This window comes from Acidovorax sp. FW305-C-20-28 (assembly GCF_058783375.1).
On sequence record NZ_JBYSYM010000031.1, the window covers coordinates 22479 to 37486 of the forward strand.

Annotated in this window: 15 protein-coding genes; 3 read left to right on the top strand and 12 right to left on the bottom strand. The window is 69.0% G+C overall.

The genetic code is table 11. The annotated features are described in order from the left end of the window. The first annotated feature begins 95 nt into the window (after positions 1 to 95). Positions 96 to 707, top strand: a complete 612-nt coding sequence (locus AC3WOH_RS27640) for a glutathione S-transferase family protein (RefSeq protein ID WP_492232512.1) — start codon at positions 96 to 98, stop codon at positions 705 to 707. A gap of 4 nt (positions 708 to 711) precedes the next feature. Here AC3WOH_RS27640 and AC3WOH_RS27645 read toward each other — a convergent pair whose 3' ends face one another. The 9 genes from AC3WOH_RS27645 to AC3WOH_RS27685 form a co-directional block, all read right to left on the bottom strand. After that, positions 712 to 1971 carry a putative Na+/H+ antiporter gene (locus AC3WOH_RS27645; protein WP_492232513.1) on the bottom strand — a complete coding sequence of 420 codons (1260 nt, stop codon included), beginning with the start codon at positions 1969 to 1971 and terminating at the stop codon, positions 712 to 714. A gap of 115 nt (positions 1972 to 2086) precedes the next feature. Further along, complete coding sequence (locus AC3WOH_RS27650; protein WP_492232514.1) at positions 2087 to 2920, bottom strand: LytR/AlgR family response regulator transcription factor; 834 nt, start codon at positions 2918 to 2920, stop codon at positions 2087 to 2089. After that, complete coding sequence (locus tag AC3WOH_RS27655) at positions 2917 to 3981, bottom strand: sensor histidine kinase (protein WP_492232515.1); 1065 nt, start codon at positions 3979 to 3981, stop codon at positions 2917 to 2919. Before AC3WOH_RS27655 ends, AC3WOH_RS27650 begins: the two co-directional genes overlap by 4 nt. A 20-nt stretch (positions 3982 to 4001) precedes the next feature. Further along, on the bottom strand, positions 4002 to 4298 hold the full coding sequence (locus AC3WOH_RS27660) for a 2TM domain-containing protein (protein ID WP_492232516.1): 297 nt from the start codon (positions 4296 to 4298) through the stop codon (positions 4002 to 4004). A gap of 13 nt (positions 4299 to 4311) precedes the next feature. After that, the gene (locus AC3WOH_RS27665; protein ID WP_492232517.1) at positions 4312 to 4467 is read right to left on the bottom strand and encodes a hypothetical protein; all 156 of its coding nucleotides are present in this window, start codon (positions 4465 to 4467) and stop codon (positions 4312 to 4314) included. Positions 4468 to 4487: 20 nt separating this feature from the next. Continuing rightward, positions 4488 to 5555 carry an alpha/beta hydrolase family protein gene (locus AC3WOH_RS27670; protein ID WP_492232518.1) on the bottom strand — a complete coding sequence of 356 codons (1068 nt, stop codon included), beginning with the start codon at positions 5553 to 5555 and terminating at the stop codon, positions 4488 to 4490. A gap of 25 nt (positions 5556 to 5580) precedes the next feature. Then, complete coding sequence (locus AC3WOH_RS27675; RefSeq protein ID WP_184856584.1) at positions 5581 to 5877, bottom strand: 2TM domain-containing protein; 297 nt, start codon at positions 5875 to 5877, stop codon at positions 5581 to 5583. Positions 5878 to 5915: 38 nt separating this feature from the next. Continuing rightward, on the bottom strand, positions 5916 to 6491 hold the full coding sequence (locus AC3WOH_RS27680) for a DUF6622 family protein (protein ID WP_492232519.1): 576 nt from the start codon (positions 6489 to 6491) through the stop codon (positions 5916 to 5918). A 57-nt stretch (positions 6492 to 6548) separates the two neighbouring features. Then, positions 6549 to 6959, bottom strand: coding sequence for a DUF2306 domain-containing protein (locus AC3WOH_RS27685; protein WP_492232520.1), 411 nt, complete (start codon positions 6957 to 6959; stop codon positions 6549 to 6551). A 208-nt stretch (positions 6960 to 7167) separates the two neighbouring features. Here AC3WOH_RS27685 and AC3WOH_RS27690 point away from each other — a divergent pair, with 208 nt between their 5' ends. After that, positions 7168 to 7992: an undecaprenyl-diphosphate phosphatase gene (locus tag AC3WOH_RS27690; RefSeq protein ID WP_492232521.1), complete on the top strand. Its 825-nt coding sequence runs from the start codon at positions 7168 to 7170 to the stop codon at positions 7990 to 7992. Between the two features lie 405 nt (positions 7993 to 8397). Then, entirely contained in the window at positions 8398 to 9720 is a 1323-nt protein-coding gene (locus tag AC3WOH_RS27695) for a diguanylate cyclase domain-containing protein (protein WP_492232522.1), read from the top strand. A gap of 18 nt (positions 9721 to 9738) precedes the next feature. Here the strand turns inward: AC3WOH_RS27695 and AC3WOH_RS27700 are convergent, their stop codons facing one another. The 3 genes from AC3WOH_RS27700 to AC3WOH_RS27710 form a co-directional block, all read right to left on the bottom strand. Beyond that, positions 9739 to 11241: an FAD-binding oxidoreductase gene (locus tag AC3WOH_RS27700; protein WP_492232523.1), complete on the bottom strand. Its 1503-nt coding sequence runs from the start codon at positions 11239 to 11241 to the stop codon at positions 9739 to 9741. A gap of 83 nt (positions 11242 to 11324) precedes the next feature. Then, positions 11325 to 13103: a diguanylate cyclase domain-containing protein gene (locus tag AC3WOH_RS27705; RefSeq protein WP_492232524.1), complete on the bottom strand. Its 1779-nt coding sequence runs from the start codon at positions 13101 to 13103 to the stop codon at positions 11325 to 11327. Between the two features lie 10 nt (positions 13104 to 13113). After that, positions 13114 to 14901: a diguanylate cyclase domain-containing protein gene (locus tag AC3WOH_RS27710; protein ID WP_492232525.1), complete on the bottom strand. Its 1788-nt coding sequence runs from the start codon at positions 14899 to 14901 to the stop codon at positions 13114 to 13116. Positions 14902 to 15008: the final 107 nt, after the last annotated feature.

A 15008-nucleotide genomic window follows, 5' to 3' on the forward strand; every position in this document is an offset into this window, starting at 1 on the left:
CTGTCCGCAATGCATCCTACATTGCATCCACGTTCACGGCGCCGGGCCGAAACGATTGAACCCTCCCCTCAACACACCCCTTCAAGGAGCCTTCCATGTCCATCGTCCTCTACTGGCACCCCATGTCCAGCGCCACCCCCATTGCCAATGCCCTGGTCGAGCTCGGCCTGCCGCATGAACGCGTCACGCTGGACCTGCAGGCCGGCGACCAGCGCCGCCCCGAGTTCCTGGCCCTCAATCCCAACGGCAAGGTGCCCACCGTGGTGGTGGACGGCAACCCCATGTTCGAGACCCTGGCCATCCACTTCTGGCTGGCCGGCAAGTACGGTGTGGAGCGCGGCCTGTGGCCCCAGGAGGACACGCCCGAGCGCCTGCAGGCCATGTCCTGGGCGACCTGGGCCTATGTGACCTACGGCGCCGTGCTGGTGCGCCTGCAACTGTCCACGCAGGGCGACGCGGCGCTGCGCAGCGAAGTCTGGGCGGATGCGGCGCGCAGCGGCCTGGACCAGTTGCTGGCCCTGCTCGATGCACGCCTGGCCGCGCAGCCCTGGATGATGGGTGCCGACTTCTCGCTGGTGGACCTGATCGTGGGCGCGGTCATTGGCTACAGCGCCTACATCGGTGCGCCCGTGGCCTCGCACCCGCATGTGCAGGCTTGGCTGGCCCGGGTGCAGGCGCGCCCGTCCATGCAGCTCAAGGCAGACTGATCCATCACAGGATCAGGAAGGCGGCGGCCGCCACCGCGGTGGGCAGCAGTGCCCCCAGCAGCAGCCCACCCGCGCCCACGCTGCCGTCGGTGAAGCCGCCTTTGAGCAGGGCCACGCCGGCCGGGTTGGGCGCGTTGGCGATCACCGTGAGGCCGCCGCCGGCCACGGCTCCGGCCACCAGCATGTACTTGGCGGGGTCGGAGATGCCTTCGATCAGCGAGCCCAGGTAGGTCAGCGCCGCGTTGTCGGTGATGGCCGTGAGGCCCAGGGCGCCCGCGAACAGGGCCAGTGGCTGAAGGCCCTCGACGATGGGCTGCAGCCACCACTGCTGCATGCCGCCCAGCACCACCAGGCCCGCGAGGAAGAAGCCCACGAGCAGCGCTTCCTTGAGGATCAGCGGCGATTGGTGCTCTGCATAGGCCTGGGTGTAGCCCAGGAACATCAGGAACAGCGCCAGGAACACCACCGGGTGGTGCGCGAACACCACCACGGCGGCCAGCAGGCCCAGGTGCACAGCCACCACGGCCAGGGGCACGGCGGGTGCCGCGGTGGGCTTGTCCGCGCCCTGTGCTGGCCGCAGGTGGCGGCGCAGCACGAAGGTGCAGAGCGTGGCGTTGAGCAGCACGGCCAGTGCGGCCTTCCAGCCGAAGTGGGCCAGCATGAAGGCGCTGTCCCACTGCCAGGTGCTGGCCACCATGAGCACCGGCGGCGCGGCGTAGGAGGTGAGCGTGCCGCCGATGGACACGTTGACGAACAGCGTGCCCAGTGCGAAGTACTTCACACGCTCAGGCACGGCGCGGCGAAAGATCTGCGGCGCCAGCATCAGTGCGGCAATGGTCATGGCCGCCGGCTCGGTGATCAGCGAGCCGAGCAGAGGCACGGCCGCCAGGCCCAGCCAGGCGGTGGCCAGCGGCGTGGCCACGGGCAGGCGCCGCGCCACGGTGTCGACCACGGCCACCACGCTGCGCAGCACCGGGCTGGAGGCGGCGATCACCATGACCACGAAGACGAACAGGGGCTCGGTGTAGTTGCGCGACTCGGCGTACTCCAGCGCCTGGTTGCCGCCCGAGACAAAGGCCATGGTGACCACCAGCACGATGGCCCATAAGCCGAAAACGACCTCGACCTCGCCGAGCAGATGGAACAGGCCGGAATGGCGCGGATAGCGGTGCGCCAGGTGCTCGAAAAGGCCGGCGGCAAAGGTGTGGAGCAGGGCGATGCCGAAGAGGGCGGCGGCAATCCAGTGGATGGTGTGGGCTTGCATGGGCAGAAATTCCAGTCGCAGACAGACCGCGTGGCGGCCCGACCGACGCTGAACCTGTCGCGCCCTCGCAGCACGAACACCCAGCCCCCATTTTAACAGAAGGGGTAAACCCGGCCTACATGGCCTTGAACAGGTGGGCGTAGAGCCGGCTCACGGCCAGCTTCTCGGGCCGCCCCGCCAGCGCCAGGTGCAGCTTGCCGGCCTCGTCGCGCGTCACGGTGGTGATGGCACTGGCGCGCACCAGGGTGCTGCGGTGGATTTGCCAGAACACGCTGGCATCGAGCTGCTCGGTGAGCTCCTTGAGCGGCGTGCGGATCAGGAACTCGCGCGCGGCCGTGAGCACGCGCACGTACTTGTCGGCGGCCTCGAAGTACAGCACCTCGGCCACCGGCACCATGTGGATCTGGTTGCCGCTGCTGGCCTGGATCATGCTAAGGGGACCGGCCGCGGCGGGGGGGCTGGCAGGCGCGGCCGCCGCCACGCCGGGGGCGGCCAGCAGATGGCGCAGCTGGGCCATGGTGGCCTCCAGCGCATCGGCGGCGGGGGCCTTGGCGGTGAGGGCCTGCTGCAGCTTCTGCACGGTCTTCTGCAGGCGCGAAGCCTGCACGGGCTTGAGCAGGTAGTCCACGGCCTGGGCCTCGAAGGCCTGCACGGCGTACTGGTCGTAGGCGGTCACGAAGACCAGCGCCGGAAAGGGCTTGTCCGCGGGCCAGGCATCGGCCAGCTCCACGGCGGCGTCCAGCCCGGTCTGGCCCGGCATGCGGATGTCGAAGAACAGCACTTCGGGCTGCAGCGCCAGCGCCTGGCGCACGGCCGAGCGTCCATCGCCCACGGTGGCGGCAATCTGCAGCCCGGGCCAGGCGCGGGCCAGCTCCTGCTGCAGGGCCGCGGCGAGCAGGGGTTCGTCTTCGGCGATCAGGGCGCGCGGGGTGGCTGTGGTGGTGTTCATGCGGAGATGCCCAGGGGGTAGGTAATGGTGGCGCGCGTGCCCTTGGGGGTGTTGGGCAGCAGCACGAAGTGGCCTGCATCCCCGTGCAGTGTGGCCAGGCGTTCGCGCACCTGGGCCAGGCCGAAGCTGGTGCCCGGGCTGGCAGGGGCGGGCGGTGGGCTTGCATCCAGCCCGGCGCCGGTGTCGCTCACCTCCAGCACCAGCAGCGTGCGGCCCGCCGGGCCGGTCTGGGTGCGCGCCTGCACGGTGATGTGGCCGCCTTCCACCTCGGGCTCGAGCCCGTGGCGGATGGCGTTCTCCACCAGCGGCTGTAGCAGCAGCGGGGGCACGGGCAGCTCGCGCAGGGCCTCGGGCAGGTCCAGCGTGTAGGCCATGCGCGGGCCCATGCGCACGGCCATGAGTTCCAGGTAGTCTGTCAGGCGCTGGAACTCGTCGGCCAGCGGATGCAGGGTGCTGCGCGAGGCATTCAGCGTGGCGCGCAGGTAGGCGATCATGCGGTCCAGCATCTCCTGCGCGCGCGCCGGGTCGGTGCCGATCAGCACGCGCAGGTTGGCCAGGGTGTTGAACAGCATGTGCGGCTCCAGCTGCGTCTCCAGCAGCTTGAGCTGGGCCTCGGTGGCCTGGCTGTGCACTTCTGCCATGCGCGCCTGCAGCCAGGCGCTCTTGCCGTTCACGTAGAAGTAGTAGCTGATGATGGTGCCTGCCACCACGGTGATGCCGATCGAGATGCGCAACTGGGCGCGCCCTTCGGTATCCCACGACGAGACACCGCACCACCAGTCCGCCAGCAGGGTGCCGCCCAGGTAGCCCAGCACGATGCCGACCAGGGGCAGCGCCACGCCGGCCACGCCCTTGGGCCAGCCGTATTCGTGGCTGGAGGGAAACAGGTGGCGGCCGAAATCGATCAGCGCCCAGGTCAGCGTGCCGATGGCCAGCGAGTAGGTGGCGGGAATGTAGTAGGGCTTCTCGGGGCGGAAGGCGTACTGGATGCCCGAGATCGCCAGGCAGAAGGCCAGGGTCTGCAGCAGGCGCTGGAGCTTGTCGAGCCAGTCGATCTTCATGGCGATGGGCCGGTGGTGGGTCAGCCGCCGTCGCGTTGGCGCAGGATCCGCTCGCGCTCTTTCTGCACCATGCGCTCGCGCAGGCCACTGCCCGTGCCCAGCACGAAGACCGAGACGCCGTGCAAGGCCAGCCCCAGGCCCCAGCCCAGCAGCGGGTAGACCGACCAGGGGCGGTTGCCGAAGCCGTAGCGCGACATGGAAAACACCACGACGTTGACCACCACGAACAGCACGGCATGCAGATACCAGCCGAGCTTGGCGCCGGCGCGCTTGCGGGCGAGTTTTTCGATGGCTTCAGGGGTCAGGGGGGCGGTCATGGATAGGGGGATTCTAGGCTGCTGCGTGGCGGCTTTGCCAGCCCGCGCAGGGCAGCCGCAGCGTGCATGCCAGCACGATGGCCGATGCTGCGCGGCACGCCGTGCGGCGCAGCGGGTGGTCCTGCGGCAACAGGCCGAGCAGGGCGAGCAGGGTGAGGATCGACAGCATGGGAGTGTCCTGCGCTGGGCTCACGGTGCCTTGACGGGCGCGGGGGCGACGGCCACCGGCAGGTGCTGCTCGAAGTAGCGCACGATCTTCGTGTCCACCGCGCGCATCTGGCCGCGGTCGAAGCCGGGCGGGTCGCCCAGCAGGCGCACGGCCAGGTCGGACATCTGGGCCAGCGGTGGCTGGGGCGAGAGCAGGGCACCATGGCCGGCATCGGGCAGGGCAGCCAGCACGGTGCAGCGCTCGGCGCATGATGCGAGCACGCGTTCGCTGTGGAAGCGCGGCACCAGCCACAGGTCCTTGCCCGAGGTGATCAGCGCCAGCGGCACGCGCGGCTTTGCCAGCGATGCCATGTCGAAGTCGGCGGCCGCGGGCACGCCCGAGACGACGGCGGCGATGCGCGGCTCGTCGTGCGTGTACCAGGTGGCGTCGTCGTAGCGCTGGCGGATCACGCCCACGGCGACGCTCTTCTTCACGCCATCGAGGAAATTGCCCTTGAGTTCGGTGAGCAGGCCGACGCAGGTGGAGAAATCGTCTGCGATGTTCGTTTCACAATGCTGCTTGTACAGGGCGGGCGACCAGCGCCCGCCGGCCAGACTCAGGGCCGTGTGGCCGCCGGCAGACATGCCGTACATGCCCACCCGGTCGAGCGAGAGCAGGGGCGCCAGCGCGGCATCCTGGGCCACGGCATCGATGGCGCGCGAGACCTCGGCCGGGCGCTTCTTCCAGCTGTCGGGCCCAGGCTTGGAGGGGTCCTTGGCGTTGTCGCCCGCATGCTCGGGCATGGCCACCACGAAGCCGGCAGCCACCAGGGCGCGCGCCAGGTCCGAGTAGACCCAGGGGTTGCCGCCCGAGCCGTGCGAGACCACCACGAGCCGGCCGTTGCCCGCCACCGGCGTTCCTTGCCAGGCCAGTTGCAGGTGGAAGGGGCCGCGCTGCAGGGGCTGGTCGGCGGCGCTGCTGGGGTAGTAGACCGTCACCGGGCCATCGCCTTGCAGCCCGGCGATCTCCCTGAGGCCGATCCCGGCCTGGGCCAGGCTGGCGGACAAGGCCAGCAGGCCTGCCAATGCCAGATGGATGGGATGGTGCATGTCGGTCTCCTTTGCCGTGCCGTGTTCAGGCGCGGTTGTTGTTCTGGGCAATGCGGTCGCGCTCGGATTGGACCATGCGTTCATGCCAGTTCGAGCCGCCTGCGATGAAATACACCACCATGCCGTGCACCAGCAGGCCGATGCCCCAGCCCGCGGCGGGGAACACCGCCCAGTGGCGGCCGCTGGACAGGGACAGCGAGACCAGCAGCAGGTTGACCAGCACATAGACGGTGGCATGGATGAGCCAGCCCAGCTTGGCTCCTGCGCGGCGGCGGGCCAGGTTTTCGATGGGGTCGTTGGACAGGGGGTAGCGGCGGGACATGGTGGTTCTCCTTGGGGAATGGACGGTAGGGAAGGGGGTCAGGCAGTAGCGTGGCAGGGTGCGCTATGCGCAGCCTGGGGCGCCAGGGCCATGCGCCACAGGCGGGCCGAGCGGGCGATGAACAGGCCGTTGAACACGCCGTAGAGTGCGGCGATCTGCAGGTCGAAGGTGGCGTCGTGGGCCAGGGCAGGCTGCATGGCCAGTTCGATGCCGACCAGGTACTTGGTCAGGAAGATGCCCAGGATCAGCAGCAGGGGCAGGGAGCTGCCGGGCAGGTGGAAGCTGCGCGCATCGGCCAGGTAGCGGGTGCCGGCCGGCACGGCGGGCCGCAGCACCAGGGTGAGGGTGGCCACGGCGGCGGCCGCGGCGAGCCAGGCGGCCAGGGTACCCAGCACCTGGCCGGAGCCGCCAAAGGCCGATACCAGCCCATAGACCGAGAACAGGGTCATGGCCACGGGCATCACGGCCACGCGGGTCAGGCTGGCGGTGCGGGCCACGAGCTGGCTGGCGCCCAGGGCGACGAGTGCGGCCAGCAGGCCCCAGACCCAGGTGGGGGTCTTTTGCAGGACGGTGGGCAGGGCTTCGGGGTGGTGGATCAGAAGGTCGATGATCATGGCGTTGCTCCGGTAGGGGGACGAAGAATTTGGGGCGAAGGTGGCGGGACGAGGGGTTCAGGCAATGCCCAGCTGGCTCCACAGCCACTGGCCGAGCAGGCGGTCGGGCAGCAGGGTGAAGGCACCGGCCACGAGGCAGGAGCCGATGTAGGTGCCCTGCATGAGCATGCGGTGCGCTTTCACGTTGCCGCGCGACAGGAAGTAAAACGACAGGGCGATCAGGCCCAGCGTGATGGGGACCAGCAGGTGGATCACGCCAAAGCCGGCCAGGCGCGGGCCCTTGTCGCCGCTGATGAAGATGGCCGAGACGGCCACCATCACCATCAGCGTGACCCAGGCATAGCCAGCGGCGCGGTGCAGGCGCGGGCGCTGGTCGCGGGCGCGCCGGGCCCACAGCGCCAGCGGGCCGATGGCAACGGCGGCCAGTGCGGCGGCCAGGTGGATGGCGATGGCGGGGGTGATCTGCATGGTGGGCTCCGGTGGGGCGGTGTTCGGCGATGGACGTACTGTGCCGATCGCCTGCCGGACCTGCCATCGGCCTGCGACGGAATGCAGGGGCGGGGGCGCGAAATGCAGCGCACCGGAGCAAAGTGCAGGTGTTTTGGCGCCAGCCGGGAGCAGGCGGCAGGGATAATCGGCAGCTTTTGCCGGCCCTGTGGGCCAAAAGGACGCACGCGTGGACCTCGTTTTGCTGGCCAAGGCCGCCCTCATGGGCGTGGTCGAAGGCCTGACCGAATTTCTCCCCATCTCTTCCACCGGCCACCTGATCCTTGCGGGGTCCCTGCTCGGTTTCGACGATGCCAAGGCCAAGGTCTTCGACATCGCCATCCAGACCGGCGCCATCTTCGCCGTCATCCTGGTCTACTGGCAGAAGATCCGCGCCACCCTGGTGGCGCTGCCGCGCGAGCGCAGCGCGCAGCGCCTGGTGCTCAATGTGCTCATCGGCTTTCTGCCGGCGGTGGTGCTGGGCCTGCTGCTGGGCAAGGCGATCAAGGCGCACCTGTTCATCCCGGTGGTAGTGGCCAGCACCTTCATCGTGGGCGGCTTCATCATCCTCTGGGCCGAAAAGCGCCCGGCCGCGGCCATGCGCATCCACGAGGTGGACGACATGACGCCGCTGGACGCGCTCAAGGTCGGCCTGGTGCAGTGCCTGGCCATGGTGCCGGGCACCAGCCGCAGCGGCGCTACCATCATCGGCGGCATGCTGCTCGGGCTGTCGCGCAAGGCGGCCACGGATTTCTCCTTCTTCCTGGCCATGCCCACGCTGATCGGTGCCGGCGTGTACAGCCTTTACAAGGAGCGCGCCCTGCTGTCGGTGGCCGACATCCCGATGTTCGCCACCGGGCTGGTGTTCTCCTTCATCAGCGCCTGGCTGTGCGTGCGCTGGCTGCTGCGCTACATCAGCACGCACAGCTTCGTGCCGTTTGCCTACTACCGCATCGTGTTCGGCATCGTGGTGCTGCTCACGGCCTGGATGGGTTGGGTGCAGTGGGCTGAATAGTTCGGAGCACCCCCTGAGGCGCTTTGCGCCTCGGTGCGTCCGCCGGAGGCGGCCGCTCTTCGGGCACGTCCAAGCCTGCGCAGGCAGGCTTGGAGCCACGGCCCTCAGCCCCTCTCTCATATTGCTTCGCAATCTGGGAGGGGGACGCTCCCAGCGCGGCGGGGCGGCCCTTGCGCGGGAGCACTGGCTTGAGCTGCGCCCGTTTCGTGCGTCGTGGGTGGCGCGTGGCGCACTAGACAACGGATCCGCGTGAGCACCTCTGCGGCACACCCTGCCCGGGGTGGCAATGTCCGGAGGGTCTTCGGGGCCTGGAAGTGATAAGCTGTAACGCATGGTTGCGCTGTCCGTTCGCGCAGCCTGTTTCCGCCTGCCTGCCGACGACCCTTGCCCCGGGACTTTCGCCACATGACGCCAGACGAGCCAGAGATTGCGCACCCCATTGCCAGGCCCACGGACTGGTCGGCCGAAGAACTGCTCGATCTGATCACGCGCAGCGTGGGCGCCACGCTGGCGGCCGTGGACCGCAATCTGCGGATGATCTACGTGAACGAGGAATATGCGCGCTGGTTCGACAGCACGCCCGAGCGCCTGGTGGGCAAGACCCTGGTCGATCTGTATGGCGAGCACGATTGCGCGCGGTTCATGCCCTTTGTCGAGCGGGTGCTCCGTGGTGAGCGGGTGCAATACCAGCGTCTTCTGCGCACGCCGTACGGCTTCGATGAGTGGCGCACCATCTGCCTGACGCCCTGGCCGGCGCGCAACGGCGTCATCGACGGCTTCATCACCACCGCACTGGACGTGCACGAGCTGCAGGTCACGATGGATGCCCTGCGCACCGCCAACCAGCGCTTGTCCTCGCACATGGAGAACAGCCCCCTGGCCGTGCTCGAGATGGACCAGGACCTGCGCCTGTTGCACTGCTCGCAGCGGGCCGTGCAGCTGATGGGCTGGCTGCCCGTGGCCCACCTGGAAGGGCAGTCGCTCGTCGACCTGCTGGGCCACACCTCGGACGAAGGCCTGCACCAGGCCCTGCAGCGGCTGCAGGCCGGGCAGGAGGCGCAGAACCGGGCGGAAACCTCCTTCGTTCGCGGCGATGGCCTGGAGGTGCATTGCGAGTGGTTCAATTCCGCGCTGACCGATACCGAGGGGCGGGTGACCTCCATCATGGCCCTGGTGGAAGATGTGTCGGCCAAGATCCAGATCGCGCGCCAGCAGCAGTACCTGGCCAACCACGACTCGCTGACCGGGCTGTACAACCGTGCGGCCTTCCACAACCGGCTGGAGCAGTCCCTGGCCCGGGCGCGCCGCAGCGCCGGGTCGGTGGCGCTGCTGTTCATCGACCTGGACGGCTTCAAGCGCGTCAATGACCTGGAAGGCCACAGCGCGGGCGACGAAGTGCTGCGCATCGTGGCCCAGCGCCTGTCGTCCATGGTGCGTGCGGGCGACACCATTGCCCGCCTGGGGGGCGATGAGTTCCTGGTGATGCTGGACCGCGAGGTCACGCGCGACGTGACCGACGGCATCGGCCAGCGCATCATCCACGCGCTGCACGAGCCCATGTGGGTGGACGGGCGCGCCCTGCACATCGGTGCCAGCATCGGCGTGGCCATGCACCCCCCGCTGGAGGGCGAGATCGATGCCCTCATGAACCGCGCCGACCAGGCCATGTACTCCGCCAAGCGTGCCGGCAAGGGGCGCCTGCACTACGCCCAGCCGGCGCTGCAGTGAGCAGCGCCGGACCTTGCCCTACTCTTCCTTGGGCAGGCGGATGCTCTGCTGGAACTTGAAGAAATTGGTCGGGTCGTAGGCGCGCTTGGCCTGCTGCAGGGTCGGGTAGGCCGGGCCCCAGTAGGCATTCTCGAAGTCCTGCAGGCTGGCATCGGGGTAGTTCTGGTACACATGCCCGTTCAAGAAGGGTTGCACCAGTTGCATGAAGCCGGCCAGCCAGGCCTCTGTCTGTGCGCGTTCGGCCGGGTTGCGCCAGAACACGTCGACCACCAGGTCGGCATCCACGCGGCGGTGGATGAAGGCGCTGGCCTCGATGGGGTAGCGGTTGATGGCGCCGCCGTAGGGCTCCAGGTAGGCCAGCGACCACTGGTTGGGCGAGGTCTTGAAGTAGTCGATGATGGACTGCCAGTCCGCCGTGGTGAGCGGGCGGCCGATGTAGCCCGAGGCCTTGCTCTCGGCGATGCCGTCGGGCAGGTTGTCGGGCAGGGAGTAGGGATGGTCTTCGAGCCAGACGTTCATGTCCGGGTAGGTGCCGGTCTTGTCCACCAGCAGCTGGGCGCTCGGGATCTCCATCAGCGGGGCAATCGCCTGCAGGCCGGCCTCGCGCGTACCGCAGAACATGCCCTGCACCATGGCCACCGGCTGGCCGCCGTAGTAGCCCAGGTTCATCATGTAGCCCAGCGCATCGGGCGCGCCGCTTTGCATGTAGCGCTGTTGCATCATGGTCAGCACGTTGGCGGCCTGGGACATGTCCCAGCCGATGGACCAGGCCCACACGGTGTCCAGCGGCACCATGGTGTAGGTGACCTGCAGCAATACGCCGAAGTTGCCGCCCGTGCCTCCGCGCATGGACCAGTACAGCAGCGGGTTCTCGGTCTCGCTGGCCGTGACGATGGTCCCGTCGGCCAGGGCCACGCGCAGCGACTCCACCAGGTCGCTCTGGATGCCGTAGCGCCGCGAGGTATAGCCATAGCCCCCGCCCTGCACGAAGCCGCCCACGCAGACGCTGCCGCAGGCGCCCGTGGGCACATGCCAGCCGGTGTGGTTCATGGCGCCGTTGAAGTGGTCGAAGTCGGTGCCGGGCCGCACGTGCACGCGCTGGTTCGGCGGGTCCAGCACTACGCCCTGGATGTCGCTCAGGTCGATCACCATGCCGTTGTTGACCGAGTAGCCGGCCGTGCTGTGGCCGCCGCAGCGCACGGCCACGGGCACCTTGTACTTGCGCGCCACGGCCAGGCATTCGAGCACATCGTTCTCGACGGCACAGTACACGATGATCTTGGGAAACGACTGGAAGGCGGGGTTCGACTCCTGGCGGGCCTGGTTGTAGTCGGGGCTCGAGGGCAGCACCACCCGGCCCACCAGCATGTGCTCCAGGTGGGCCAGCGATTCCAGCGCGATGGCGGTGTCGGAGGTCTCGCCGGCGCCTCCCGCCGCATCGGCCGCCGAAGCGGCAAGGGCGTGGAATTGCGCGACACGCGCAGCTTTGGCAATGCGGGCGGGGCTTTTGCGATGGGCCATGGCTCGGGATCCGTTGGGAAGTTGCGAGGCCTCCTGTGTAACGGAACCCCCGGCGTTTGACCAGCAATGGATTCCCCAGGTGCCTAGGCCGACGAGAGGGCCAGGTCCCCGGTGTTGCGGCGCAGGCAGAACTTGCCGCTTTGCTTGCCGCTGTACATGGCGGCATCGGCGAGCTTGAGCAGGCCGGCGGCGTCGCTGCTGTCGTCGGGGGCGATGGCATAGCCCACGGTCAGGCCCACGTGGACCTGGATGCTCCCCAGCGAGAAGGGCAGGCGGAAAGCCTCGAGCAGCTTGAGCCCCAGTTCCTGGGCCTGCTGGGCACCCGCCAGGTGGCCGGCCATCACCACGAACTCGTCGCCGCCCAGGCGCGCGACCACATCGCTTTGCCGCACATGGCCCTGCAGGCGCCGCGTGACGGCCACCAGCAGCTCGTCGCCAACATCGTGGCCGTGCTGGTCGTTCACGGGCTTGAAGCCGTCCAGGTCCATCATGTAGACGGCCAGCAGGTCGTTCTTGCCGCAGCGCGGCAGGGCGGCGGCCAGCGCCATGTTCAGGCCGCGCCGGTTGGGCAGGCCGGTGAGCGGGTCGGTGTGTGCCAGCGAGTGCATGGCATCGCGCTCGCGGTTGGCGTGCAGGGCCTCCAGCTGCAGGGCATGCGTGCGCAGGCCGAGCACGCGCATGAACAGCAGCATGTCGATGGTGGCCCCGAACTGGAAGGAGTGCAGCGTCCAGAAGTTCACGGGCACCCAGCCGTTGATGACGCCGATCATCACGGCCGTGGTCACGAAGTAGATCAGCCAGGCCGCCAGCAGGCTGGTGCCCACACCATCGCCCGCGAGGGCCTTGCGCACCGCGCCCGGGATGCCCATCAGCGCGGGCACCAGGCCCAGAATGCTCACGATGGCGGCGATGGCGCGCGTGCTCAGCACATCGAGGCTGTAGGCGATGCCCAGCACCACGCAGAGCACGGCGCCGCAGCGCATGGCGCGCAGGAAGCGGCTCTTGGGCTGGTCTCCCGCCAGGGCCTGGCTGATGAACAGGAAGGATCCACAGGTGGCCAGCAGTGCCGACAGGCCTGCCGCGTGCTCGGTGAACCACAGGCTGTTGCTCCACAGGTACTGCCGGCCGATGCCGAACAGGTGCAGCGAGAACATCAGGCTGCCCGAGATGAGCAGTGCGTAGAAGATGAACAAGGGCTCGCGCAGGCTGGCCCACTGGGCCAGGCTGTAGATCAGCAGGCACAGCGCCAGGCCCGTGAGCACGCCCTGCAGCATCTGCTCGTCCACGGCCGTGGCGAGCATGGCCGAGGACTTGTTGAGCGTGATGGGCAGGATCATGGCGGCCCGGGTTTCCACGCGCATCAGCAGTTCGTAGGCCTGGCCAGGCAGAAGCTCCAGCGCCACGGCGTGCGAGCGGCTTTGCAGCGGCCGCTCGGAATAGGGTTGCAGGCTGCCCAGCACCACGTGCCGGGTCACATGGCCCGCGCTGAGCACGAAGACGTCGACCCGGTTCAAATCGGGGTGGTTGATGTCCAGTGTCCAGCGGCCATCGGAGGTCAGGTGCACCGACAGCGGTGCGCGCAGCCAGATGGCGTCCGAGCGCACGCCCAGCGTGGCGCCCCGGGAGGGCGGGGGGGTGAAGTCGCCGGCGCGGGCCTGCACGTCCTCCAGCCCAAGCCGGAGCGTGGGGTCAGACAGCATGCTCACGGCCGGCCAGACCTCGACCGAGCCGGCGCTGTCGTGCAGCACCAGGGGCTGTGCTGCGTGGGCGCCGGACAGCAGGCCCAGCAGCACCAACCCCGCAAGGACCTTCCAGAACCTGCGCCAGGCGGGCTGCGGGTGGGCGGTGGGGTGGTGGGCCATGGCTTGCATCTCAGGAGGCCAGCGCGGCAGGGCCGTCGCCGCGCAGCAGGCAGTGCTTGCCGGTCTGCTTGCCCCGGTACATGGCGGCGTCGGCCTTGCCGAGGAGCTCGCGCACGTCCTTGCCGTCGAAGGGGGCCAGCACATAGCCGATGGTCAGGCCCACGTGCACGCGCAGGTTGCGCAGCGTGAATGGCTCGCGGAATGCGTGCAGCAGGCCTTCGCCGATCTCCCGCGCCTGCTCGGGCCGTGTGAGATGGGGGGCCAGGATGATGAACTCGTCTCCGCCCGGGCGCGCCACCAGGTCGGTCTGGCGCCGCACATGGGCCGACAGGCGCTGCCCCACGGCCACCAGCAGGTCATCGCCCACATCGTGGCCGTGCGTGTCGTTGACGGGCTTGAAACCGTCCAGGTCGAGCAGGAACACCGCCACCATGCGGTCGGGCGCACATTGCTGGAGGGCCGAGTTCAGCGCGATCTGCATGCCGCGGCGGTTGGGCAGGCCCGTGAGCGGGTCGGTGTGGGCCAGCGAGCGCATGGCATCGCGCTCGCGCTGGGCATCGAGCGTGGCCTGGCGTAAGGCCTCCGAGCGCAGTCCCAGCACGCGCAGGAAGAGCAGCATGTCCAGCGTGGCGCCGAACTGGAAGGCATGCAGGGTCCAGAAATTCACCGGCACCCAGCCCTGGACCAGGGCCGCCATCACGAGGGCGGCGGCGCCGTAGACGGTCCAGGCCACCAGCAGCGTGGCGCCGATGGGGTTCCCCTGGCGCGCCTGGCGCAGCGCGGCGGGCAGGCTCAGCAGGCTTGGCGCCATGCCGAACAGGCTCATGAAGACGGTGGCGGCCTTGACGCTCAGCAGGTCGAACACGAAGGCCAGGCACACCAGGGCTGTGAGCGCTGCGCCCCCCTGCATGGTGCGGGCATAGCGGCTGTCCGGGGCGTCGCCCGCCATCGCTTGGCGCAGAAAGAGAAAGGAGCCCGCCAGCGCCGTCAGGCCGAAGATGACGGCCCCGTGCATCTCCATCCACACATTGCCTGGCCAGAGGAACTGCACGCCGATGCCGAAGAACTGCAGCGAAAAGCCGGCGCTGCCCAGCACCACCAGGGCGTAGCACGCAAAAAGGCGGTCGCGCTGGCCAGCCCACTGGAGCAGGCTGTACAGTAGCAGCCAGAAGGCCAGGCCGTGGAGCAGGCCCTGCAGCATCTGCTCGCGCAACGCCATCTTCAGGCGGTAGGGGGACTCGCTGACCGTGATCGGCAGGATCATCGGCCCCAGCGTGCGCACGCGGATCAGCAGCTCATAGGCCTGCCCGGCCTGCAGGTCCAGGGCCAGGCCCGGGGTCCGGCTGGCATCGGCGGCCTTGCCGGGCGCGCGCAGGTAGCCCAGCAGCGCCTGCTGCAGCACCTGGCCGCCCTGGGCCAGGTAGATGTCGACCTCCTGCAGGGCGCCGTAGTCGAGGTTGACGATCCACTGGTGCGTGGGGGCCTCGGGCACGGCCAGCGGAATGCGCAGCCACATGGCTTCCGGGTGCGCTCCGATTGAGCCGCCGCGGTGGGGCGGGGCCTCGAACCGGTCGAGCCGGCGCAGCATGTCGCCGGCCGTGCGCTCGCGCGAGGCATCGGCCTGCAGGCTGGCGACGCTCCAGGCGTCCAGGCTCTGGGTGCCGGGGGTGAGCACGAGCGCCGTGGCGGCGTGTGCAGGCAGTCCCGTGAGCATGAGCAGGCACAGCACCACCACGGCCGCCATGGCGGCGCGGCGGGCCATCGAGCGCATGAACCCGGGCAGCACACTGATTGTCATTGCACACCTGCGGAGAGGGCCCCATGTCCGCAACCCGCCATGCGCCACCGCAGTGGCGCCGGCGCATCGGCAAGGCAGGAGGGCAGGGCGCTGGACATGGTGCTCAG

Bases quoted from the DNA above. Each gene is read 5' to 3' on its own strand.
- AC3WOH_RS27640 (WP_492232512.1), top strand. From the start codon at position 96: ATGTCCATCGTCCTCTACTGGCACCCCATGTCCAGCGCCACCCCCATT.
- AC3WOH_RS27645 (WP_492232513.1), bottom strand. From the start codon at position 1,971: ATGCAAGCCCACACCATCCACTGGATTGCCGCCGCCCTCTTCGGCATC.
- AC3WOH_RS27650 (WP_492232514.1), bottom strand. From the start codon at position 2,920: ATGAACACCACCACAGCCACCCCGCGCGCCCTGATCGCCGAAGACGAA.
- AC3WOH_RS27655 (WP_492232515.1), bottom strand. From the start codon at position 3,981: ATGAAGATCGACTGGCTCGACAAGCTCCAGCGCCTGCTGCAGACCCTG.
- AC3WOH_RS27660 (WP_492232516.1), bottom strand. From the start codon at position 4,298: ATGACCGCCCCCCTGACCCCTGAAGCCATCGAAAAACTCGCCCGCAAG.
- AC3WOH_RS27665 (WP_492232517.1), bottom strand. From the start codon at position 4,467: ATGCTGTCGATCCTCACCCTGCTCGCCCTGCTCGGCCTGTTGCCGCAG.
- AC3WOH_RS27670 (WP_492232518.1), bottom strand. From the start codon at position 5,555: ATGCACCATCCCATCCATCTGGCATTGGCAGGCCTGCTGGCCTTGTCC.
- AC3WOH_RS27675 (WP_184856584.1), bottom strand. From the start codon at position 5,877: ATGTCCCGCCGCTACCCCCTGTCCAACGACCCCATCGAAAACCTGGCC.
- AC3WOH_RS27680 (WP_492232519.1), bottom strand. From the start codon at position 6,491: ATGATCATCGACCTTCTGATCCACCACCCCGAAGCCCTGCCCACCGTC.
- AC3WOH_RS27685 (WP_492232520.1), bottom strand. From the start codon at position 6,959: ATGCAGATCACCCCCGCCATCGCCATCCACCTGGCCGCCGCACTGGCC.
- AC3WOH_RS27695 (WP_492232522.1), top strand. From the start codon at position 8,398: ATGACGCCAGACGAGCCAGAGATTGCGCACCCCATTGCCAGGCCCACG.
- AC3WOH_RS27700 (WP_492232523.1), bottom strand. From the start codon at position 11,241: ATGGCCCATCGCAAAAGCCCCGCCCGCATTGCCAAAGCTGCGCGTGTC.
- AC3WOH_RS27705 (WP_492232524.1), bottom strand. From the start codon at position 13,103: ATGGCCCACCACCCCACCGCCCACCCGCAGCCCGCCTGGCGCAGGTTC.
- AC3WOH_RS27710 (WP_492232525.1), bottom strand. From the start codon at position 14,901: ATGACAATCAGTGTGCTGCCCGGGTTCATGCGCTCGATGGCCCGCCGC.